The organism is Pseudomonas sp. 2835, assembly GCF_050435905.1.
Classification (GTDB): Bacteria; Pseudomonadota; Gammaproteobacteria; order Pseudomonadales; family Pseudomonadaceae; genus Aquipseudomonas.
Genome location: NZ_JBNDLE010000004.1, coordinates 1 through 21566, shown reverse-complemented (window position 1 = coordinate 21566; position 21566 = coordinate 1). Strand labels below are relative to the sequence as shown.

26 protein-coding genes are annotated in these 21566 nt (G+C 58.6%); 22 read left to right on the top strand and 4 right to left on the bottom strand.

What is annotated here, in order from left to right; translation table 11 throughout:
* From ABIE20_RS06410 to ABIE20_RS06310, 21 genes are all read left to right on the top strand, one after another.
* A complete protein-coding gene (locus ABIE20_RS06410) occupies positions 1 to 318 on the top strand; it encodes a head-tail joining protein (RefSeq protein WP_213603705.1) in 318 nt (105 codons plus the stop codon).
* On the top strand, positions 318 to 980 hold the full coding sequence (locus ABIE20_RS06405; RefSeq protein ID WP_429503749.1) for a hypothetical protein: 663 nt from the start codon (positions 318 to 320) through the stop codon (positions 978 to 980). The genes ABIE20_RS06410 and ABIE20_RS06405 overlap by 1 nt, the downstream gene beginning before the upstream one ends.
* Positions 973 to 1503, top strand: coding sequence for a hypothetical protein (locus ABIE20_RS06400; RefSeq protein ID WP_429503747.1), 531 nt, complete (start codon positions 973 to 975; stop codon positions 1501 to 1503). The genes ABIE20_RS06405 and ABIE20_RS06400 overlap by 8 nt, the downstream gene beginning before the upstream one ends.
* Complete coding sequence (locus tag ABIE20_RS06395; RefSeq protein WP_429503745.1) at positions 1500 to 2060, top strand: phage baseplate assembly protein V; 561 nt, start codon at positions 1500 to 1502, stop codon at positions 2058 to 2060. Before ABIE20_RS06400 ends, ABIE20_RS06395 begins: the two co-directional genes overlap by 4 nt.
* Before the next feature lie 337 nt (positions 2061 to 2397).
* Complete coding sequence (locus ABIE20_RS06390; RefSeq protein WP_429503743.1) at positions 2398 to 2616, top strand: hypothetical protein; 219 nt, start codon at positions 2398 to 2400, stop codon at positions 2614 to 2616.
* 4 nt (positions 2617 to 2620) lie between these two features.
* The gene (locus tag ABIE20_RS06385; protein WP_213603712.1) at positions 2621 to 2947 is read left to right on the top strand and encodes a GPW/gp25 family protein; all 327 of its coding nucleotides are present in this window, start codon (positions 2621 to 2623) and stop codon (positions 2945 to 2947) included.
* Positions 2944 to 3825, top strand: a complete 882-nt coding sequence (locus tag ABIE20_RS06380) for a baseplate assembly protein (RefSeq protein ID WP_429503741.1) — start codon at positions 2944 to 2946, stop codon at positions 3823 to 3825. The genes ABIE20_RS06385 and ABIE20_RS06380 overlap by 4 nt, the downstream gene beginning before the upstream one ends.
* Position 3826: 1 nt before the next feature.
* Positions 3827 to 4432, top strand: coding sequence for a phage tail protein I (locus ABIE20_RS06375; protein WP_429503739.1), 606 nt, complete (start codon positions 3827 to 3829; stop codon positions 4430 to 4432).
* Complete coding sequence (locus ABIE20_RS06370) at positions 4429 to 6303, top strand: phage tail protein (protein ID WP_429503738.1); 1875 nt, start codon at positions 4429 to 4431, stop codon at positions 6301 to 6303. Before ABIE20_RS06375 ends, ABIE20_RS06370 begins: the two co-directional genes overlap by 4 nt.
* 2 nt (positions 6304 to 6305) lie before the next feature.
* A complete protein-coding gene (locus ABIE20_RS06365) occupies positions 6306 to 6737 on the top strand; it encodes a hypothetical protein (RefSeq protein ID WP_429503736.1) in 432 nt (143 codons plus the stop codon).
* Between the two features lie 86 nt (positions 6738 to 6823).
* The gene (locus ABIE20_RS06360) at positions 6824 to 7990 is read left to right on the top strand and encodes a phage tail sheath subtilisin-like domain-containing protein (RefSeq protein ID WP_213603716.1); all 1167 of its coding nucleotides are present in this window, start codon (positions 6824 to 6826) and stop codon (positions 7988 to 7990) included.
* A 12-nt stretch (positions 7991 to 8002) separates the two neighbouring features.
* Positions 8003 to 8512 (top strand): phage major tail tube protein, encoded by a 510-nt coding sequence (locus ABIE20_RS06355; RefSeq protein ID WP_429503734.1) that lies wholly within the window; start codon positions 8003 to 8005, stop codon positions 8510 to 8512.
* A 12-nt stretch (positions 8513 to 8524) separates the two neighbouring features.
* Positions 8525 to 8827, top strand: a complete 303-nt coding sequence (locus ABIE20_RS06350) for a phage tail assembly protein (protein ID WP_429503732.1) — start codon at positions 8525 to 8527, stop codon at positions 8825 to 8827.
* Positions 8828 to 8961: 134 nt separating this feature from the next.
* On the top strand, positions 8962 to 11688 hold the full coding sequence (locus ABIE20_RS06345; protein WP_429503730.1) for a phage tail tape measure protein: 2727 nt from the start codon (positions 8962 to 8964) through the stop codon (positions 11686 to 11688).
* Between the two features lie 9 nt (positions 11689 to 11697).
* Complete coding sequence (locus tag ABIE20_RS06340; RefSeq protein ID WP_429503728.1) at positions 11698 to 12543, top strand: phage tail protein; 846 nt, start codon at positions 11698 to 11700, stop codon at positions 12541 to 12543.
* On the top strand, positions 12518 to 12724 hold the full coding sequence (locus ABIE20_RS06335) for a tail protein X (protein WP_429503726.1): 207 nt from the start codon (positions 12518 to 12520) through the stop codon (positions 12722 to 12724). The genes ABIE20_RS06340 and ABIE20_RS06335 overlap by 26 nt, the downstream gene beginning before the upstream one ends.
* A gap of 67 nt (positions 12725 to 12791) precedes the next feature.
* Positions 12792 to 13847, top strand: a complete 1056-nt coding sequence (locus ABIE20_RS06330; RefSeq protein WP_429503724.1) for a phage late control D family protein — start codon at positions 12792 to 12794, stop codon at positions 13845 to 13847.
* A 25-nt stretch (positions 13848 to 13872) separates the two neighbouring features.
* On the top strand, positions 13873 to 14424 hold the full coding sequence (locus ABIE20_RS06325) for a glycoside hydrolase family 19 protein (protein WP_429503722.1): 552 nt from the start codon (positions 13873 to 13875) through the stop codon (positions 14422 to 14424).
* Complete coding sequence (locus ABIE20_RS06320) at positions 14421 to 14936, top strand: lysis system i-spanin subunit Rz (RefSeq protein ID WP_429503720.1); 516 nt, start codon at positions 14421 to 14423, stop codon at positions 14934 to 14936. The genes ABIE20_RS06325 and ABIE20_RS06320 overlap by 4 nt, the downstream gene beginning before the upstream one ends.
* Positions 14937 to 15091: 155 nt before the next feature.
* Positions 15092 to 15886: a DNA adenine methylase gene (locus ABIE20_RS06315; protein WP_429503718.1), complete on the top strand. Its 795-nt coding sequence runs from the start codon at positions 15092 to 15094 to the stop codon at positions 15884 to 15886.
* A gap of 60 nt (positions 15887 to 15946) precedes the next feature.
* Positions 15947 to 16942, top strand: a complete 996-nt coding sequence (locus tag ABIE20_RS06310; RefSeq protein WP_429503717.1) for a hypothetical protein — start codon at positions 15947 to 15949, stop codon at positions 16940 to 16942.
* Positions 16943 to 17055: 113 nt separating this feature from the next.
* Here ABIE20_RS06310 and ABIE20_RS06305 read toward each other — a convergent pair whose 3' ends face one another.
* Positions 17056 to 17799 carry a hypothetical protein gene (locus ABIE20_RS06305; RefSeq protein WP_429503715.1) on the bottom strand — a complete coding sequence of 248 codons (744 nt, stop codon included), beginning with the start codon at positions 17797 to 17799 and terminating at the stop codon, positions 17056 to 17058.
* A 24-nt stretch (positions 17800 to 17823) separates the two neighbouring features.
* On the bottom strand, positions 17824 to 18189 hold the full coding sequence (locus tag ABIE20_RS06300) for a helix-turn-helix domain-containing protein (RefSeq protein ID WP_429503713.1): 366 nt from the start codon (positions 18187 to 18189) through the stop codon (positions 17824 to 17826).
* Between the two features lie 294 nt (positions 18190 to 18483).
* Here ABIE20_RS06300 and ABIE20_RS06295 point away from each other — a divergent pair, with 294 nt between their 5' ends.
* A complete protein-coding gene (locus ABIE20_RS06295; RefSeq protein ID WP_429503711.1) occupies positions 18484 to 18693 on the top strand; it encodes a hypothetical protein in 210 nt (69 codons plus the stop codon).
* A gap of 185 nt (positions 18694 to 18878) precedes the next feature.
* On the opposite strand, the gene ABIE20_RS06290 is transcribed toward ABIE20_RS06295, so the two are convergent.
* Together ABIE20_RS06290 and ABIE20_RS06285 are read right to left on the bottom strand one after the other, a co-directional pair.
* A complete protein-coding gene (locus tag ABIE20_RS06290) occupies positions 18879 to 19916 on the bottom strand; it encodes a hypothetical protein (protein ID WP_429503709.1) in 1038 nt (345 codons plus the stop codon).
* Between the two features lie 62 nt (positions 19917 to 19978).
* Positions 19979 to 21148 carry a hypothetical protein gene (locus ABIE20_RS06285; RefSeq protein ID WP_429503707.1) on the bottom strand — a complete coding sequence of 390 codons (1170 nt, stop codon included), beginning with the start codon at positions 21146 to 21148 and terminating at the stop codon, positions 19979 to 19981.
* Positions 21149 to 21566 lie beyond the last annotated feature (418 nt).

Below are 21566 nucleotides of genomic sequence, written 5' to 3'. Positions count from 1 at the left end.
ATGGCCTTCCGTGACCAAGTGGCAGCGATGGACACGCAGCTACTAGAGGTTCTGGGCGATGAGGCGATGATCGAAGGGCGTGACGAGCCGGTGCCGGGTTTCTTCTCGGCACCTTGGTTGCAACCCAAGATCGGCCGCATCAACACCGGTGTGCGCGAGCCGGTCTTTGCAGTACGGATCGCAGAGGCGAACGGTATCAAGGAGGGGCAGCACCTGGTCTGCCTGCTCGCGCCTGAGGATGGCGGTGGACGCTATGTCATCAGCAAGCGGGAGCCGGACGGTACGGGCTGGATCAACCTGATATTGCGGGAGGTTTGATGAGCGTTGGCAGCTATCACAAGCAGTCGGCGAGCAGTGGCCTAATCAGTCTGCAGGCCGACCAGTCGGACCTGAAGGCGTTTGCCGACTTCGCTGCTTTAGTACCCAAGGCAGCCGCCGCCGCCCAGCGCCGGGCGATTAACAAAACCCTGCGCTGGTTGCGAACGCATGTCGCCCGGGCGGTCAGTCGGCAGGAGAAGGTTGCTGTTGGTGCGGTTCGGCAGCGTCTGCGGGCCTACCCGGTAGGTAGCAACGGTCAGGGCAAGCTGTGGTTCGGTATCAACCCGATCGAGGCCAGCCGCGCTGGCCGACCTCGGCAAAGCCGGTCGGGCGTTTCGGTGGCGGGGCGCCGCTATGAGGGGGCGTTCTACCGGAGAGTGTATGGCGGTCAGCCAGACATCTGGATCCGCACGGCCAGCAAGCACTTCAAGGCCAGCGACTACCCCGACAGCGAAGTCTCTGGCGGTGGTGGTGCGAGTTCGGGTTGGATCAGTGAAAACGGCAGCCGCTACCCGCTGGCCAAAGCCAAGATATCCCTGGATGACGTGCGCCCACACTTCGAGCGCTGGACCAAGCAAGCGCATGAGCACCTGCTGAAAGTCCTTGAGCAGGAGCTGAACTTTGAACTGCAGAAGTACTTGCGAGGATCTGCCCGTGTCTGAGGATGAGTTCAACCTGGAGCTGTTTTATCAAGCCATTGAGGCACATATCTACCGGGCAATCCCTGGTTTGGCTTGTGTTTGCACTATGCCGCACATGAAGGAACGCATAGATCTGCCAGCGGCAGTGATCGAGTTGGCGGGTTTTGAGCCCGGCCTTGATCAAGGTACGGGGGAAACGGCGCTGATTGCCCGATTGGAAGTGCGCTTCATCGTCGCTGGTGAGGATGTGGAATGCCAGCAGAAAGCCGCCTTCGCGGCGGCGCAAATGGCGGTGCTACTGCGCACTCAATCGTGGGGGCTGCCGGTCGACCAGGCCGAGTTCGTGAATTCGGCGCAGGATTGGACCCGACCCGAACTGGACAGTTACGCCGTGTGGGTCGTCGAGTGGACGCAGGGCATCTACCTCGGCGAGGAAGAGTGGCCTTGGCCCAATCAGCCCCCCGGCAGTTTGCTGTGGGGTATCAGCCCAGACGGCGGCCCGATCTCCGATGGTGACTACCAGCCCCCGGAGGCCATGACATGAGCTACGCGAGCGCAGCCCATGACCGCATGCTGGCGGGGCTGATCATTCCTTGCCGGGTGGTGGCGGTCGATTTGGCTGCCGCGATGGTCCGCGTATCCGACGGTGCTGGATGGACCAGCGCCTGGGTCCGCTGGCACAGCCAAGCTGCTGGCAAGGCCCGGCACTGGCGTGCGCCAAGCCTGGACGAACAGGGCGCTTTGATCAGCCCGAGCGGTGAGCCAGCTCAGGGCACGTTCGTACCGGGGTTGTACGGCAATGCCGGTGCCCAGCCAGACAACCGCGACCATGTCGAGGTGTGGCGTTTCGATGATGGTGGCTCGCTGGTCTACGACTGGCAGGCCAGCAGCTACACCATCGAACTGCCAAGCGGCACCGCGACGGTCAAGGTTGGTGGCAGCACGGTGGTGGTGACGGATTCCGCGATCACCGCCAAGGCAGCGAGCATCACCCTGGAGGGCCAGGTGCAGGTCAACGGGCCTTTGCGCGTTACCGGCGACATCAACGGCGGCGGCAAGATCATCGATATCGGTGGCAACACGGCCAATCACAAACATTGAGTACTCAGTCATGGCTGAAAAGATGACAGCGTCGGATTTTGAACTTGCTTGGGTTTTAAGCCCGACCAGGCGAGATGATCTCGGTGGTCATCCCTTAACTGGACGGCGCAACGATGCGAAGACATTGGTGCGTCTTGTTCTGGTTGAGGGGGTCGCAATTACAGAAGTAGCGTACCGATACGGCCTTAGAGGATGCACAGTAAGCCGATTGAAGGAATGCGTTAGCGAGGTAAGAAATCAAATTCTGGTACGTGTTGGCTGACGCTCTTCCATAGGAGCTGTTTATCGAAGTTTTTCAATGCCCGCTTTTTGCGGGTTTTTTGTGCCTGGAGGCATCATGGCCAAAGAAGTGAACAAGCAGCTAGATCCCCCGTTAGCCGTTCCACAAGCGGCAGCTCAGGTGTACCGCGACACGGTCTACACCTCGCGCGTGTTGATCTTGCCGGACGGTCGCTCCCTAGCAGTGACCGGGGCGCTGGTGATCGCCGAGGCAGGCGACACCGTCGCACAGGCCCACCTGGGCAAACACCCAGACCTGAAGCTGCAGCCGGAGTAACCCCATGATCGGAATGGACCGCCGCCTGGGTCAGCCTCTTTCCGGTCTGGCGCATCTGCGGCAGTCCATCGAGGACATCCTGACCACCCCGCTGGGCAGCCGTCGTATGCGGCCGGAGTACGGCAGCCAACTGCGCCGCTATGTCGATCTGCCGGTTAACGAAGGCTGGAAGAGCGCAGTGCAGGCGGAGGTGGCTCGGTCGCTCGGCCGTTGGGAGCCACGCCTGAAGCTGGAGCGGGTCAGGGTCACCGCCGTTGTCGGTGGCCAGATCACCCTGCAGCTGACCGGCCAGTACCTGGGCGAGAGCGCGATAGTTGAGGTAACGGCATGAGCACCATCGAACTGACGGCGCTGCCCGCGCCGCAAGTGCTGGAGGATCTCGACTTTGAAGAGGTCTACCAGGCCGAGCTGGCAGTCTTTCGCCAGTTCATGGGCGACAACTGGTCGGCCCTTCTCGAAAGCGATCCGGTCACCAAGCTACTGGAGCTGGGGGCCTACCGGCGTCTGCAGGACCGGGCGCGGGTTAACGACGCGGCCAAGGCCTTGTTGCTGGCCTACGCCCAGGGCACTGACCTCGATCACCTGGCAGCCAACGTGCGGCTTAAACGGTTGGTGGTTCAGGCCGAAGACTTGGCTGCTGTACCACCGGTACCGGCTGTGCTTGAGGCGGACGATGCTCTACGGGAGCGGATCCAGCTGGTGTATGAAGGGTTGACCACGGCAGGGCCCCGCAACAGTTACATTCTGCATGCGCGCAACGCCTCGGGCCTGGTCGCTGATGCCACCGCCGAAAGCCCCTCGCCAGCAGTGGTGGTAGTCACGGTGTTGAGCCTGGAGGGAGAAGGCCAGGCCGGGCCAGCGCTGCTGGAGACGGTTCGCACCCGGCTCAGCGACGATGACGTGCGGCCGGTAGGTGATCGCCTGACGGTGCAGGGCGCCGAAATCCTGCGATACCGGATCGACGCTGTGGTGTACATGGCTGGCAGTGGCCCGGAGATCGAAGCCACGCTAGCCGAATGCCGCCGCCGACTCGAGGCATGGATCAACCCTCGGCGTCGCCTGGCGGTCGAGGTGGCCCGTTCGGGTGTGGACGCCCAGCTGCACATCGCCGGTGTCAGCCGGGTCGAGCTGAACAACTGGACGGACATTCGCCCTACCAAGTCGCAGGCTGCCTGGTGTGAGGGCATCAGCGTCAAGCGGGGTGGCTGAGATGAAAAGCCTGCTCCCCCTGAACAGTACCCAGCTTGAGCGAGCGATCGAGACGGCCACCGAGAATACCCCCGAGGTGCCGTTGCGCACCTTGTACAACCCCGACACCTGCCCGGCGCATCTGCTGCATCAACTGGCTTGGGCCTGGTCGGTGGATCGCTGGGATGACACCTGGTCGGACGCTATCAAACGCTCGGTGATCCGCTCGGCGTTCTACGTGCACGCGCACAAGGGCACCATCGGCGCCCTGCGGCGGGTGGTTGAGCCGTTGGGATACCTGATCGAGGTTCGGGAGTGGTGGCAGACCTTTCCGCAAGGTGTGCCCGGCACCTTTGCCTTGCAAGTCGGTGTGCTGGAAACCGGTATCACCGAAGAGATGTATCAGGAGCTGACCCGGCTGATCGATGACGCCAAGCCGGTCAGCCGCCACCTCACAGGCTTGGCGATTGCCCTGGCCACCAGCGGCTACCTGCGCTTGGCCGTGGGGTTGACCGAGGGCGAATCCATCGACGTTTACCCGCCGTCCTCCCGCGACATTGAGGTCACCGGCAGCTTTGGCCATGTCGGCCGCGAACATCAAATCGAATACCTGGACGTGTACTCATGACAGACCAGACAAGCCAGTTCTTTGCCATTCTCACGGCAGTAGGGGAGGCCAAGCAGGCTAACGCCAATGCCCTGGGCGTGCCCTGGACCTTTTCACAAATGGGCGTCGGTGATGCCAACCAGACAGACCCGATCCCGTCGAGGACGCAAACCAAGCTGATCAACGAGCGCCGCCGGGCGCCGCTCAATCAGGTCAAGGTCGACCCGGCCAACCTCAACATCATCATTGCCGAGCAGATCATTCCGCCGGATGTGGGCGGCTGGTGGATTCGCGAAATCGGTCTTTATGACGTGGACGGCGACCTGGTTGCGGTGGCGAACTGTGCACCGAGCTTCAAGCCATTGCTGAGCCAGGGCACGGGTAAGACTCAGGTGGTGCGTCTGAACATCATCGTGACCAGCACGGCCAATGTGCAACTCAAGATTGATCCAGCGGTGGTACTGGCGACTCGCGAGTATGTCGACACTGCTATTACCAATGTGCTGCCGGCCAATAAGGTGGCGGGCACTTTCACAAGGGTGACGATCAACGAACGGGGGCTCGTTCAGGCAGGCTTCAATCCGACGACCCTGGCCGGCTATGGCATCACCGATGCGCTAAAGAACATCAACCCGCTTCCCGGCGGCAGTATCGACATCCATGGCGCGCCCTATGCTTTTGTAACCTCGCCTTTTGAGACGGCGCTGGGTCAGAACTGTTATTGGAACGGGACGTCCTGGGTCCGCCATAACGAGAGCTCGGCGGCGGTGTGTGTGGTGGCCACTAATGGCGGCGTCATTGTTCGCCGGGCGCCTGCCGGGCCAAACCCGATTGTGTGGGCGTCGACTTCAACAAGTCTCGATGCCTCTAACCTGCTGTTCAGCTACCTAAAGCAGCTACCAACGAAAGTGGCTGACCATGGAATTACCGATGTTTTCACCAAGACGGAAACCCAACAGCGGATCGCCACGGCGGTTGCTGACCTGGTGGGCTCGGCGCCTGGTGCTTTGGACAAGCTCGATGAGCTGGCCGCCGCCCTGGGCAACGATCCGAATTTTGCCGCGACGATGATCAACCAGTTGGCGACCAAGGCCAACCGGGCAACCACCTTGGCGGGCTACGGGATTACCGATGCCATTCCGAACCGCAACCCGTTGGCGGCCGGCAGCCTTGATATTCACGGCGGGCAATTTGCGTTCCTGACCTCCGGTGATGAGTCGTCAGTGGCACAAAATGCTTATTACGACGGGTCGAAATGGGTTCGGCATGATCCGTCGAAAGGTTCGGTTGCACTGGTGGCTACGGCCGGCGGCGCAGTGGTACGCAAGTGGGCAGCGGGCACCCCGGCGGGAGATCCCGGTGTAGTTCGTCAGATTGTCGACTTCAGCATGCAGGCCTCCGAGGCGGACATTGACGAGGGGGTTTCGTCGAGCAGATGGGTGAGCGTGGGGGGCTTGGCGCGCTTTGTGGCGCGGACGGTGAAACAAGCAACTGAAGCCTTGGCCGGGCTTGCACGGGTCGGTACGCAAGCCGAAGTGAACGCCGGCACTGATGACACGCTGATCGTGACGCCGAAGAAACTACGCTTCGGGGTCGGCTACAGCCTGACACAAAACGGCTACATCGCGTTGCCGTACTGGCTCGGCGGCTTCATTTTCCAATGGGGTTACGTGTACGAGTCGCAAAGTGTTACCGACTATCGACCTTTCACGATTCCGTTTCCGAACAATGTTTTCGGCATGACGATGTCGATTGAGGCGCAGACCGCTGGCGGGCACACCAACAGCTTGGGGTATGTGGTGCAGGTGATCGGGCGCAATGCGTTTCTATGGTCGGTCGGCGGTTCGCTGGGCGGCGCAGGGTATGGCTATTTCTGGGCTTGGGGGAACTAAGAATGTCTGATCGTTACTGGTTTTTAGTGGATGGCGCCGGCCGCCTAATGGGTCGCCTCGACACGGTGGTCAATCGCGAAGTGCCGCCTGAAGCGATTCCCGTCAGTAAGCGGCTGTTTGACCAGAGCCTGGAAGCCCCACGCGGCCTGCAGTGCTATTTCGTTGACGACGCGGTGGAGTTTCGGCCGTTTGAAGGGCTGGCCGCCACTGAGCAGCGGGACTGGCGCAACGCGCAACTGGCTGGAGTCGAGTGGCTGCGCAACCGTCACCGCGACGAGCAGGACCTGCAGCGCGAGCCGACCCTGTCGGCGCTGCAATTCAGCGAACTGCTGGGCTACATGCAGCAGCTGCGCGAGTGGCCGCAAACCGAGCAGTTCCCCGATGTCGAGCACCGGCCCGTGGCGCCACCATGGATCGCCGAGCAAGTCCAATAAAGCCCCGCACTGTCGGGGTTTTTCTTTCCCGTAACACCCCCTGAAGGCCCTGCACAGCAGGGCTTTCGCCTTTCTGGAGTTTGTCCATGAGTGGATTCTTTCACGGTGTCACCGTTACCAACGTCGACACCGGGTCGCGCACCATCGGCCTGCCATCGTCCTCGATCATCGGCCTGGTCGATACCTTCACCCCGGGCCCGACGGCCAGCGCCAAGGCCAACGACCTGGTGCTGATCACCAGCGAGCGTGAGGCGGTTGCCGCTTTCGGTCCCGACTCGGCAATCACTAAGGCCTGTCAGGCCATCTACATGCGCGCCAAGGCCGTTATCGTCGCCTGTGGCGTGGCCAAGGTCGAAGAGGCAGCAGCGCAAACTTCGGCGATCATCGGCGGTGTGCTGGCCGACGGCAAACGCACCGGCCTGCAGGCGCTGCTGGACGGCAAGAGCCGATTCAATGCGCAGCCGCGGCTACTGGTGACGCCCAAGCACAGCGCTACCCAGGCGGTCGGTACCGCGCTGGTGGCCTTGGCTGACAAGCTGCGGGGTATCGCCATCATCGACGGGCCGAACACCACCGACGAAGCGGCCATTGCCTACGCGGAAAACTTCGGTGCCAAGCGCGCCTACCTGGTCGACCCCGGCGTCCAGTCCTGGGACACCACGGCAGACGCGACCGTCGATGCCCCGGCCTCGGCCTGGGTTGCCGGTCTGTTTGCCTGGACCGATAGCGAGTACGGGTTCTGGGCCTCGCCATCGAACAAGGAGTTCGTCGGCATCACCGGTACCGGCCGACCGATCGAGTTCCTCGACGGCGACGAAACCTGCCGGGCCAACCTGCTCAACAACGCCAACATCACCACCATCATCCGGGATGACGGCTACCGCCTGTGGGGTAACCGCACGCTGAGCAGTGATCCGAAGTGGGCGTTCGTCACCCGCGTGCGGACCATGGACATCGTCATGGACGCGATCCTGTACGGGCACAAATGGGCGGTCGACCGCTCGATTACCGCGACCTACGTCAAGGACGTGACCGAGGGCCTGCAGGCGTTCATGCGCGACCTCAAGGCCCAGGGCGCAATCATCAACTTTGAGGTCTTCGCTGACCCTGAGCTGAACACGGCCAGCCAACTGGAGCAGGGCAAGGTGTACTGGAACATCCGTTTTACCGATGTGCCGCCTGCCGAAAACCCGAACTTCCGCGTCGAGGTCACCAACCAGTGGCTGACCGAAGTCCTCGACCAAAACGCCTAAGGAGCTGAACCCATGGCAATGATTCCCGAAACCCTGGCCAACCTGAACCTGTTCGTTGATGGCATCAGCTTTCAAGGCGATGTGCCCAGCCTGACACTGCCCAAGCTGACCCTGAAGATGGAAGAGCATCGCGCCGGTGGCATGGATGCGCCGATCGAGCTGGACCAGGGAATGGAAAAGCAGGAGGCAGGTTTTGTCACCGCCGGCGTTCGCCGCGAGTCGCTGAAGTTCTTCGGTCTGGCCGACGGCACCGCTTTTAACGGCACCTTCCGGGGCGCCTTCAAGGGCCTCAAAGGCAAGGTGACGTCGGTGGTGGTGACCCTGCGCGGCTCACTGAAAGAGGTCGACATGGGCGACTGGAAGCCCGGCGACAAGGCCGAGATCAAGCACAACGTCGCGGTCACCTATTACAAGCTCGAGGTCGACGGCCGCCTGGTGTACGAGATCGATCCACTTGGCATGAAACGCGTCATCAACGGCGTCGACCAGCTCGCCGCCCAACGTTCGGCCCTCGGCCTGTAAGGAGATCTATCGATGAGCAATGCAATCAAAACCCCGGTCTGGATGGAACTGCGTGCCGAGGGCGTACACATCACCCTGAGTAAGCCAACGGAAGCCAACGGCGTGCAGGTCGACAAGCTGCACCTGCGGGCCCCTACCGTCCGCGATGTACGCGCTGCCGGGGCCACTGCGGGTGGTGATGACGAACAGCGCGAGCTGGCCCTGTTCGCCTCGCTGGCCGAGGTTGGCACCAAGGACCTGGAGGGCTTGACCCTCAAGGATTACAACCGCCTGCAGGCTGGCTATTTTCGCCTGGTGCAGGATGACAGCGTTTGACCCAGTGGTGCAGAAGCGAGCGGCCAAGCGATTGGCCGCAGAGCTGAATTTCTCGGCTGCTGAAATCGAGGCCATGCCGTTTGATCGCGTGGTCTGGTGGCTCACGGACTGAGCCCGCACACAAGGGGTAGACCATGGCAGGCAAGCTATCACTGGGACTGGTGATCGGCGGCGCCGTTAGCGCGACGGTGCGTTCGGCGTTCACCGAAGTCCAGGGCCATATCAAGAAGCTGGAAGAGAAGGGCAACAAAGCCAAGGTGCTCAAGAGCACCATTGGCGAGACCATTCGCCTGCGCGAGGAATGGAAGAAGGCGCACGACAGCGGCTCGGCCTCGGCCTCCGGTTTGTTGCGCAAGCTGGAAAGCAACCTCGACGGCCTGCGCAAGCAAGGGGTCGCGGTTGGCAGGTTGAATCAGGAGTACCAGCGCCTCGGCCGTACCGCCAAGGCGACGGATCTGCAGATCAAGGGCCAACAGCAGATCCAGCAGGGCAAGGAAGGGCTGAAGTCGACGGTCGGCCAGGCGGTGGTGGGCGTTGGTGCCTTGGGCGTGGCGGGCAAGATCAGCGCGGACTATCAGGCGATCATCCGCGACATTGCGATCAAGGCCGATGTGGTCAACCAGCCGCAAGAGGCCCAGATGAGCCGCACGGTTATTCAGACCTCGCAAGAAACCGGGATGGCGCGCAACGATGTAGCCGACCTGATCAATCAGTTGGTCGGCGCTGGCATGGACTTGAGCCAGGCTATGTCGTATGCGCCGGTGGCGGCCAAGTTCGCCATTGGCCAAGGGGCCAGCGGCGTCGACACGGCGAGCATGATTCAGGCGCTGCAGCAGAACGCCAAGATCACCGACCCCAAGATCATGGAGCAGGCTCTGGAAGCCATCGCCCTGCAAGGCCAGGCTGGTAGCTTTGAAGCCTCCGACATGGCGAAGTGGTTCCCGCAGCTGTTGGCGGGCATGGAGAAGAACGGCAGCATCGGCATGGAGTCGGTCAGTTCCCTGGGCGCAATGCTGCAGGTGCAGATGAAGACCGCCGGCGGTTCCGATGAGGCGGCCAACAACCTCAAGAACTGGATGGAAAAAATCGGTTCGGGCGACGTGGTCAAGGCCTACAAGGACGCTGGCATTGACTACCAAAAGTCTCTCAATACCGGCATTCAGAAGGGTATGTCGACCCTTGAGTCGAGCTTTTCCCTGGCTATGGAGTATATCCAGGCTACCGATCCGGCCAAGGCGGCCGCGATGGCCGAAGCTCAGGCCAAAATCAGCAAGGAGGCCAACCCCGAGAAAGCCAAGGCGATGCTCAACGCCCTGGAGCAGTCGCTGCGTACCGGCGATATCTTTGCTGATATGCAGGTTAAGGCGGCGCTGACTGCCTATGCGGGTAACCGTGACCTGTACGAACAACTTAAGAAGGATTCGCAGAACGCCAAGGGCATTCTCGACAAGAACCTACGTGAGCGGCGGGAGGCATCGGCGCAAAAGTGGGCGGAAGCAACGCAAGCGATTAACGATTCGATGCGCAGCCTTGGCGAGGCAATTGCCCCGGTAACTGACTTGATCGCGGTGGGCATCACGAAAGTCGCCCACGTGCTGACCAATCTGTCGGACGGCTCGCAATCGGTGGTGCTAGGGATCACAGCCATCGGTGCAGCATTCGTTGCCTTCAAGACCGTGCTCAACAGCCTGAAGGTTGCCCGAGGGCTGGCCAACATCGGGCGCGGGGTGATGATGGAACGTAGCGGTTCACGCGCTGGGAGCCGCATCAGTGACGCCATCACCGGTAAGGGAGGGAAGACCGGTATCAAGCCGGTGGATACCGGCCTCAAGGTGCTGGGCGGCCTGCTCGGGGCCAGTAACGATGGCGATGGCGGCAGCAGCCGCGAGCCACAACGGGTATTTGTGGTCAATGCCAGCGCCATGGGGGGATTGGGAGGCGCAGGCGGCAACGAGCGATCAGGTGGTCAGCGCTCCTCGAGGCGCAAACGCCGAGGGCGGACATCAACCAACACGCAGCAACGCTCGGCGGGCCCTCGCTCAAAGGGCGCTCGTCCAGTTACCTCGAGTGCGCCGGTTCCCCGGCCTGTGGTGCCGCCGGTCGCTGCGCCGGGCGCCCTCGGCAAGATGCTCGGTGCCGTTGGCAAGGTCAGTAAGTTCGCCAAGGGGGTGCCGGGCGGTGGCCTGATCGATGCTGGGGTGACCGCCGTTGATACCTTCATGAATGCCGAGACCCAGGACGAAAAAGCCGAGGGTTACGGCAGCGCGGCCGGTGGACTGGCCGGGACCATGGCCGGGATGGCTGCCGGGGCCGCGATTGGCTCGGTGGTACCGGTGATCGGTACCGCCATTGGTGGCGCCGTAGGGGCGCTACTCGGTGGCCTGGGTGGCGACAGCTTGGGTGGCATGCTGGGCAAGGCGTGGTTCGGTAGTGATGACAAGGACACGGCGGTGGCCAAGGCGGACGAACCTGACAAAGCCGCCAAGCCAGCGGTGCCCGGGGATGCTGTGCGTGCCATTGCCGCGACGGCGCCATCGCCTGCCGTGCCGGTCAAGGCTGCAGAACCGATCACGAAAGCGCCGGCCAACGCGCCGGGGGATGTTGTCCGCTCGATGGCCGTGGCGCCTCCGGCACCGGCAGCGGTGCAGGCCATCGCCAAAGCGGCGGAGCCAGCCAAGCCGGTGCAGCCGCAGGTGGACCAGCAGTTCACCTGGTCGCCGAGCTTCTCGGTCACGGTGCAAGGCGATGTGAAGGACGCGAACCAATTGGCCCGCGACCTGGCCCCCCATTTGCGGCCGCAGTTCGAGGAGTTTGCCCGTCAAGTTATGGGGCGACAGCTGTTCGACGCTCCCCACGTATAAGGAGGTGCCATGCCTTACATGGAACAAATGCAGTCCGGGCTGAAGTCCCTGGTCGCGGCGGGAGAAGCGGGCCGCCGCAATCTCGATGGCATGCTGGGCCCGCTCAACGGTGCGATCAGCGACATGACCGGTGCGGCGTCAGAGCTGGAAAACATCCCGTTCATCGGTCCCGCTCTGGGCGAGAAGCTGCAGCGCACCATGCGCGGTATCAACGCGGCCCAGTCAAAGGTCGGTGAGGTCGCGGCCAAGTACGGCCAGGCCACAGCGGCGGCCGCCCAGATCCAGGACCGGATCGGCACACTCAAAGAGCAGGCGTCCAAGGCCGGAGCGGAGATCAACCGGCTGGCCGGAAAGGTCAGTCCGTCCCTGGGCAACATCATGCCCACAGGCGCGCTAGCCCCGTCGACCACCCCGGCGGTCGAGGCGGTGAAGCCCTTCCCGCACCTGCTGATCCTGCAGCCGCTGCAGGCCAATGCGCAGCCGTACTTCTTCAACCTCGACACCGCCGCGTTCGATGAGCTGCGGCGGCAGACCGCGTTCCGTTGGGCTGGGCAGGAGCGCTTGAGCCGCAGCATTGCCCAGCAGGCCATCGGCCAGGGGGAAGACAAGCTCAGCCTCAAGGGCGCGATCTTTCCTGGGCACAAGGGTGGCCTCAAGCAACTCGACACCTTGCGCAGTATCGGTCGGCGCCTGCAGCCGCTGAGCCTGACCACCGGCTACGGTGAAGTGCTGGGCAACTGGTGCCTGCTCAGCCTGGACGAAGAGCAGAGCAACCTGCTGGCAGGCGGGATCCCGCGTAAACAAACCTTCAACCTGGAGTTCGTGAGCTATGGCGATGACATGCAGAACGTCTGACGGGGATCTGCTCGACACCCTCTGTCAGCACCACTACGGCCACCTCAATGGCGCGGTCGAGGCGGTGCTCAATGCCAACCAGGGGTTGGCCGACGAGCCGCAACCCTACCGCTCCGGTGTGCAGATCCTGCTGCCGGATCTGCCGACCTCGACCGAGGCACTGATGCGACTCTGGGATTGATCGCCGTCACCTGGTCACCAACGAAGCCCCGCCTTGTGCGGGGTTTTGCATTTCTGGAGAGTAATCCATGCAACCCGTTTTCCGCCTTGTCGCTGACGGCAAGGACATCACCCAGCTGATCAATGACCGGCTGTTGCAGCTGCGTACCTCGGATAAGCCCGGCATGGAGTCGGATGAGTTCGAGTTGCGCATCGATGACCGCGACCAGGGCGTGGCGCTGCCTTCGCGGGGCGCACATATCGAGGTCTTCCTCGGTTATGCAGGCCAGCCCCTGGCCCGCTTGGGGCGCTACACCGTGGATGAGGTCGAGTTGTCCGGCCCGCCCGATTCCCTGGTCATACGCGGCAAGGCCAGCGACATGCGCGGTAGCGGCAAGACCACGCGCAGCGGCAGCTGGGAAGACGTGCCGCTGCAACAGATTGTTCGTGACGTGGCAGCACGCAACGGCTGGCAACCGGTGTGCCCGGTGACCACCAAGGTGCCCCGCGTCGACCAGTTCAACGAGTCGGACTTCAACTTCATCACCCGCCTGGCCAAGCAGTACGACTGTACCGCCAAGGTCGGCGACGGCAAGTTGCTGGTGTTGCCGCGACAGGCCGGGCAAAGCGCGAGCGGCAAGGCCCTGGGCACGGTGACCATCACCCGCCATGACGTCAGCCGCTACCAGTTCCGCCTGGGGGACAAGTCGACCCAGAAGGCGGTACAAGCCAAGCACCAAGACAAGAAGAGCGGGGCGCTGAAGGTGGTCGAGCTGGGCAACGATGAGGCGCCCGCCGGCCTGCCACCGGTGCATACCGATCGACACATCTACCCGAACAAGAGCGCCGCCGAGCAAGCCGCCAAGGCCCGGTTGGCTGCGTTCAACCGCAGCACTGCCGGTGTGCGGCTGGAGATGCCCGGGCGGACTGACTTATTTGCCGAACGGATGATCAGCGCCCAAGGCTTCAAGGTCGGTCTTGATGGCGAGTACCTGGTGGACTCGGTGGAGCAGGTATTTACCCAGTCCGGGTGGAGCACCACGGTCGAATGCAACGGCGGCAAGAAGGGTAAGGCCAAGGCCAAAGGCAAGAAAAAGAAACAAACCAAGCCACTGAAAGTGGTCGAGCTGTCCCCATCGGCCTGACGTGGCCATCACTGGAGAAACATCGATGTCTATCACTGCACCGCAGCTGCTGCAGATCCTTCCCAACGCCGGCAAACAAGCCGGCGTTTTTGTTCCTGGCCTCAATGCCACCATGGGCAAGTACGCCATCATCACGCGCCTGCGCATGGCCGCGTTCATTGCCCAGATCGGCCACGAGTCTGGCCAGCTGCGCTATGTCCGTGAGCTGGGCGGTGACACCTACCTGGCTAAGTACGACACCGGCAAGCTGGCCCAGCGCCTGGGCAACACGCCAGAGGCTGACGGCGACGGTCAGCAGTATCGCGGCCGTGGGCTGATTCAGGTCACCGGGCGTGCCAACTACCAGGCCTGCAGCGAAGCCCTGTTCGGCGACAGCCGATTGCTCAACACACCTGAGCTGCTCGAGCAGCCGGTCTATGCCGCGATGTCGGCGGGCTGGTACTGGCAACGGGCGGGGCTCAACACCCTGGCCGACAAGGGCGACTTCCTCGCCATCACCAAGAAGATCAACGGCGGTACCAACGGTCTGGCGGATCGCGAAGAGCTGTATGAGCGCGCCTTGCAGGTGCTGCAGTGAAGGCCCTGGATTGGCAACTGCTGGTCCTGGCGCTGCTGCTGGGGCTTGCCCTGGGCGGCGGTGCTGCCTGGGTCTGGCAGGCAAACAGCTACGAGAAGGCGCTGGCCCTGCAGAACACTGACCATCAGAGGGAGCGAGAAGACGCCGCGAGCGCCGCGATCGATCGGCTTGGCCAGGAACAAACCCAGCGCCGGGCGCTGGAGGATCGCTTGCAGGCGATTGATCAAACCCATTACCAGGAGCTGCTCGATGCCCAACAGACTCAGGCTCGCTTGCGTGACCGCCTTGCTACTGCTGATCTGCGGTTGTCAGTCCTACTCGACGCCACCGCCCAGGGTGGTGACTGTGGGGTGCCAGCCTCCACCAGCAGCACCGGCGTGGTTCATGGAGCCATTCGAGCCAACCTTGACCCAAGACATGCTCAACGAATTATCAGCATCACCGACCGAGGCGACAAAGGATTGATCGCCCTCAAGGCCTGTCAGGCCTACGTGCGCGCTATCACGCGCTGAAATGAAAAGGAGCGGGCCAGGAGGATGCGTCAACATCCAGCTGGCCCACCGAACCCGCAGACCCTTCCTGCAAGTCCAGCCGAGGCTCCTGCTCCGTGCACAAAGCGCGGCGAGCCTAACATCTGTTTATCCATACAGTAAAGACTTGCTATCAAATGACGACTCCAATCATTCCCTGGATGGGTGGTAAACGCCGCCTGGCTGACCGCCTTATCCCTCTCTTTCCCCCTCACGAATGCTACGTCGAGGTCTTCGCCGGTGGTGCTGCGCTGTTCTTCATGCGCCCGCAGCCCGCCCCGGTGGAGGTGCTCAACGACCTCAACGGTGACCTGGTGACGCTCTATCGGGTGGTCCAAAACCACCTGGAAGAATTCGTCCGCCAGTTCAAATGGGCCCTCAGCTCGCGCCAGATTTTCGAATGGCAGAAGATGACCCGGCCCGAAACCCTCACCGACATCCAGCGTGCAGCCCGGTTTTTTTACCTCCAGCAGCACGCCTTTGGCGGTAAGGTCACGGGCCAGACATTCGGTACCGCGACAACCGGTCCGGCCATCAACCTGCTGCGGATCGAGGAGAACCTCTCGGCCGCGTGGCAGCGGCTGGCCGGTACCTACGTGGAGAACCTCTCTTGGCTGGAATGCGCCGAGCGCTACGATCGAGTGCACACCTTCCACTACATGGACCCGCCGTACTGGCAGACTGCCGGGTACGGGGTCGACTTTCCGTTCGACAACTACGAGCGGATGGCTGAATTCATGCGCCGCTGCAAAGGCAGGGTCATGGTCAGCATCAACGACCACCCGGATATCCGGCGTGCGTTCGAGGGCTTTCATTTCGAAACGCTGGATATCCGGTACACCACGGCCAATCAGCGGCAAGGCAAGGCTGAGATGACGGGAGAGCTGGTGATCATGAATTGGGCACCGTCAGCACTGGGAGGGCTGTTTTAAACTAAGGGCTTAGACTAAGCTTGGGGTTTTATTTAATTAGCGTGTTCGTAAGGGGAGTCGATGGATAATATATTGAGTGTGTTGCCCTCTATTCACTCCACTCTTATAGGTTTTGTAGGTGCGTTTGTTTGTGCCTTTGGGGTTTATGTTCTCCAAAAAATGCATGATATTGCAGATGCTAAGGCGAGCCTTGTAAGGGAGTGTGAAGAGTTAAGGTGTAGTTCTCATTTTGGAGCGCATCAGAAGTTCGTTACGGAGGATGGTGGTTTGGATTGGTCCGCTGCTAGGCGGTGTGTTAAGCGTTGTGTGTACTATTCAGACCAAGTGCCTGATGAGGAAGTTGTGCAATGCTACGACGATCTTTTGGCGTTGATGGGCTGCATGTTTATGGTTTATCCATTTTTGTCAGGTCAACAAGTGCAGCACTTTGATGAGGTCATTCAGAGAAAAAGAATGGCTCCTTTGGATGCGCCAAGACTCAAAGAGTTAACTGAGCATTTTGGTGAAATATACGGCCGATTTACTCATGGTGATTTTACTGGGAATTTAAGAAACTTGGCGTTCAGATATGATCAGATAAAATATCAGGCGGTGATAGCGCGGAGGGCTGCTTATATAGAAAGGCAACCATTTAATCCAATTAATGACCCGGACGATAATGCGAGAAAGCGTAAAGATCGTGAGCAGAATGCACCCCAAATGCATCCTTTTTACCCAATGGCAGGTGTTCTGGATGAGGCCTTGGAACTTTTGGAAAAGTACAGGGGTGAAATAATTCCGCAGTGTCATGTTTTGATTGGTGAAGGTGAGAAGTGGGGCGGTAGATTTGCTTCCAAGCAAATGATCATGTTCATGCTTGGGTCTGTGTTTTTCCTGCTTTTATTTGGGGTGTTTATTCCTCCTGTGTTGGTTTGGGTGAGGGAGTCTTGGGACGTTTGCAATGATTTATCTTTGTGTTGGAGTCCGTGGTATTCGTTGATTTTGTTAGTGGTTACGGCAGTTCCATATTTTGTCGTGGGCATATGGTGCTGGAGGAAAGTGTTTTCCCGGGAATGAATAAAAGGCTCGACTAGTTTTGTTGGTCAAGTTGTATCTAATTTACTCCGTGTTCGCTCCATCATGCCCGGTATTCAGGCTTGCCGGGTGGTCTCTTACTCAGTGGGTTAAGACTACCCGCAAAGATGGCCATCATTGGCAGGCCTGGCATTTCCCAAGTTCTTGGTAACGAATCCTTGACCAAGACATTTCTCACAGTCTTCGCGCTGAGCGAATGAATCACAGCACGCCGGACAACATTTGAACGGCGAGTATCTCACTCGGTCCCGCAATAGTCGGTACCGCGCCCACTTTTTCTCTTCAAACGCTTCCTGCGCCAAATCAATCAGTACACGGTACGCCTCAGGATCATCAACACCCTGCAGCATCCTGCCTTCGACCATCCTCGCTGTCTCTACCAGGTGGTAAACCCTGCCGTCGGTACCAATGAGCTGCAGTCCCAGGATCACCCCCAATTCACCTGAGGTGCGCAGCACGACTCGAAGGCGATCCGGCTCCTGGATCACCATGCCGTCGCAGCTGAACGCCTCCGTTCGATTCTCCTCATAGTAGTTGCCCTGGCGGATGCTACCTATTCGCCGGTAGCCGCCCACCGGCACAACGTTGTAGCTGGATGCTCGGCAGTACAGCTCATGGGCGAATTGCTCTTCCAGAGCAGCGCTGTAGGCGGCTTGGGCTTGTTCGAATAGATCGTGCACTTCCAGCGGGTCGAACAGCTCGAGATCCTGCAGATCGGCGGTGGCCATGCGCATGACCTGCAGGTAGACCTCTGGGTTACTCAGCCTGAGATGCTCGTTGCGCAACGATCCGTTCCAGCGAGCCAGGGCTTCTGGCTTGCTCAATAGCTTCTTATTCACTGGGTGATTGTCCCTGGGTGAAATTCATTCGATCAAATGAAAGTCATCTCTGGTCCGAGGGCACGGTGTAGCGCCTCTTAAATTGTCTCCCTTCATTGGTTGGTGGCCTGGAAGGAAGAACAATCCTTCTGCCTCTAGGGCGTAGGCGAGGGCCTGCATCGTGACGCGGCGCAGCTCGGCCCCATTCTCCAGCCGCCTAATCGCTCCAGGTGATACGCCCGAACGGAATGCCAAGGCTTCAATGCTCCAGCCAAGCATCGTGCGTGCTTCGGCGCAGTGATCACCGCGAAAGCCCAGTGGCAGGTTTTCCATAAGCCATTCCATGGTTGGTTTCTGTGTTTCATCCAGAGCCAATCGAATGGGTTGAATGTCGTCTTCGTCTGTAGGCATTGGTGCTCTCGCTTAGCTGTATGTTTATACAGTGTAAGGCTTGGCGAAAGCGTGCGCAAAAAATGGTAGGTGTTGGCACTCCGAGGTTTGCGCACGGGCGTTGGGGGATTGTTTTCTTAGGGCAAATTTAGGGCAAAACTAGGGCCGCTATAGGCCGTTGCAGCCCGATAGGAAGCGTTCTAGTATCAGCAAAAGCGGGCCTATGGCGGCCTGTGATCCGCTGCGGGCGGGTTCAAATCCCTATCCTGGCTGATCGAGAAGTCCGCTAGAATTTCAACTCAGGAGGGCCCGCAGATGAAGCGAACTTTGGCCGGGATGATTGAAGCAGGTGAGCCGCTTATCCAGCAGGCGCTGGATACTCTGCGGTGTTACCACGAGGCGGAGGCAGGCGGCAGCTCGGCCGAAGAAATTGAGCGTCTTAGGTTGATCGCTGAATCACTTTGCCAGGCGGAAACAGACTACCAACTGCGGTCTCTTGGAACGCCATCAGGAACACTCCATTAGCAAAAGCGTGGGGCAAAAATGGGGCAAGTCGTACGCCAAACCACGCCACCCAGCGCTAACTACAGCCTTTTAGCTTGAGCCAAATAAAAGCCCGAAGACCTTATAGGCTAAGGCTTTGGGCTTTCTTGCGTCAGTACTCCAAGACAATCGGGGTTTGTACGACTATCGCAAGGCTGGCAGCTTTATTAATTCGGTAATTCTGCGGCGTGAGCAGTATAAATATGGTCTATTATGGGGATTAATAATTTTATCAAGTCAATCCATGTCTCAGCGGTGATTTGGATTTCCTTGTCGACTTCAAACTGGTGAACCATTTGATTTCTGATTTTGTATATCAGTTTGGCAAGAGTTTTCTTCGAGGTCTCCTCTTCTTTTGGGTTGGTAAATGTGAATTCGCTTCCATCCAGGTTGCAAATGTTGGCTGTTATCAATGGAGTGAGTGTTGGGGTGGGAAGTAGACTGAATATTTTTATTAGCGAGGATTCTTCTTTTCGTTTCCAGCCGAGTTCGTCTGCGCAGTGTCGAGCAATTTCATAACTGGCAAGGGTTAGACCCATTCTGTTTTTTAGAGCGAACGCGTGAGGGAATGAATAGATATTTTCTATGCAACGATATAGCTCTAGGAAGACATGTTTGTAATGGGCTGCTGTCATTGACCAGAATATGTTTTGCTTCATGAAGCGCCCGGGGTGAGAAAGTAAGCTTCTGAACTCGGGGAGAAAGATGTGTAAATTTGGATTGATGATGCTTGAGTCGTGACTGGATATTAAGTAGGCCAAGTCCTTTGTTTCTTTGCCTTGATGCTGGCTATTATCATGTACTACAAAGAAATGCATGCTCTCAAAGAACGGTAACAGGTCGCTCAAGGCATGTCCCTTGTATGCGGTATCCTCTTGCTGAAAAAGGATCTCCTGTTCAAGTTGTGCGAGGGAGGTGGCAGGTGATCTGGCGATTGAAGCGTCGGCTATGGCAGCCAAAATTACTGCTTCACTTGGCTGTGTCGGAACTATTCCTTCCTGCGCAAGTGTGTCGAATTCAATTTGCTCTTCAGTAAGATTTGTGAAGCAGTACAACAGTTGTGTGTTGGTCTTCGCTGTGAAAAATCTTACATTGTGAGCAAGGTACTCTGTGGGAGAGATTTCAACATCTATGAACTCGCGTCTCAATTCTGCCATTTGCTCCGCTGGCGGAGCAAGCAAGCGTGCGCCCTTGATCGACGGCACATTGATTCCGAGCGATAGCTGAGAGAAGGCTTTCTCAGTATATAGAATCATATTCCGTGACATTAGTATGCAGCCCAGCAAACATCCATGTTTGGTAGCTCTGGTGCGTGAGAAAACAGAGCAGAGAAGGCCTTGAAGAAAAACTCTCGCTCAAACTCGCCGACCTTGCCGCTAGGTCTATCTATCCTTTCGTTTAAACTAACCAGTTCAAGGAAGTCAAACAGTTGGGCTTCTGGAATGTTGTTCAGAGTTTCAATGAGTTGGGAGATTTTAAGTTTTAGCTCTGCCGATCTAGCAATAGAACTTTCTGAGTTGCGGGTGAAGCCTGGTGCGCCAAATATATAAACCGCTGCTGCGGTAACAAATCCTAGTCCCGCAGGTGTACTGGTGAAGATGTCTTTGCCGCTCTTAAATCGTCCATCTATCTGCTCTTGGGCTTTGCCTCTGAAGAATACACTATCAAGATCTGATAGAATTTTAATTATCTCGACAAAGGTATCCACAAATGTACCGTCCGCGGTGGCTTCTGCTGCGTCCATGCGAACAAAATCTTCAGCAACTTTTTCCTTTATGTCGATGTTTGTTTTTCGTGAAGAAAATGCAAGGAAGAACTCAATAAGTTTGCTCCCTTGATATTGTCCAGCCTCTGTGCGTCTCTGATTGCTATTGATGCCAAGGACGTCAATGTTGTTGACATCTTTTTGGATTCTCGCCAATATAGGTTCATAAATGGTTTCAAGCTGGCGCTTTATATCCCATGGTACTTGTCCGGTGTTGAGTATTAACATTCTGTAAATTAGGCTGTTAATGCTTTTGGCAAACCAGATTTCGATGCGGACCGGATTGGATTCAATCGGGTTGATGTCAGAGGCTTCAAGTAGAGCGGTGGTTCTTTGCATTCCATCAATGATGGATAGTTGTTGTTTGTTTAGAGAGTTTAATAGTTCGCTAATTTGTTGGTCGTCAGTAAAGTCAGCGGCCGCATTAAATTCTTGATCGTCAAGTATCGCGCCTATAACGATTGGGGGTAGGATTGCACCGGCTGCGATATCTTTTACCATTCGTTCGCGGATACGAATTCCTGTTTTGGTTTTGAGCTGAGTTCTCTGTCCTTTGATTCCGCCTTTATCTTTGTAGACGTCTTCGATCAGTTCAAGATATTTCTTGGCAGAGGTGGTTAAAATGGCTGACAGGCAACCTGTCCTTTGGTCGGTTAAAACATGATATGACATGGAACTTCCTTGATGAAATCAGCATGTAAAACGGATTTTTATAGCCGAGAGTTTTGCAGAAAGCAACAGTACGTAGTAACGTTTTCGACAGGGTTGGGCCTGAGAGCGGTGGAGGGCTAGGTCGATGGGCACTCATCGTAACCTATAGGATGGAAGTGATTCGGTGGTCTCAAGAGAGGCACGCTCCAACACATTCAAGTGATTTGATCTTCACTGCTTGACTGGAGATTGAAGCGAAATCAAATGGTACATAAATGGTACGGGAGATGCGAAATTAGCCTGAGGGGCTTGTGCTGAAAGGCTTCTAGGAAAGCCATGTCCAGTCCATCACATGGAGCTTGGCCACTGCACATTCTCGATTCTGGTGCGAGGAGATGAGGCAGAGGGCTGCTTGTGGGACGGTCCGCTTCCGACCCAT